Raw genomic sequence first — 538 nt, 5'->3', positions numbered from 1 at the left:
GATCAAACTCTCCAATTGTATTCTTGGTTTGCTTGAACCGGCGTTCCCCGAGACCCGGCTAAGGAGTCTCGGCTCGCTGATTCGTCGGCACTTCCCTCTCGCTGCGCTTTTCAGCGCTGCTCTTGAGATGAAGCGCCCTCAAAAAATTGACTGCGGGTTTCCGCAATCCATTACTACTTGGGCTTGCTATTTGGTTTTCAAAGACCGAACCGCTGTTGCGGCTTTGTTGCTTGCCGGCTTCTTTCCAACCGGCGGGGTTGCAGCTTCTATTTCAGTTCGCAGTCAGCGTCAACTTCGCTTTTGCGTCCTGCGGGCTGCTTCGAAGTTCGTCGGCGCCGTCCAGTGACTTTCGCCGCTTCTTTTCGAAGGGGAGCGGCTTCTACTTCAGCGCCGCGTTCCCTGTCAACCTGCTTGCTGTCAGCTTCCTTCACCGCTTGCCGTCCGTGTGTTGCCTGCCGGACTGCTTCTCTTCGGTGGGGGCGCGGCTTCTATCTCTTCGCCGCGTTCGCTGTCAACCCGCTCGTTGACTGCCCTATTT

General features: G+C 56.5%; 1 protein-coding gene. It reads left to right on the top strand.

What is annotated here, in order from left to right; translation table 11 throughout:
* A partial coding sequence (locus AABA78_RS38865; protein WP_338270587.1) for a hypothetical protein occupies positions 1-346 on the top strand: 346 nt, incomplete at its 5' end.
* Positions 347-538 lie beyond the last annotated feature (192 nt).

It is taken from the genome of Corallococcus caeni (genome assembly GCF_036245865.1).
Lineage (GTDB): Bacteria > Myxococcota > Myxococcia > Myxococcales > Myxococcaceae > Corallococcus > Corallococcus caeni.
This window is presented reverse-complemented; position numbering and strand designations above follow the sequence as displayed.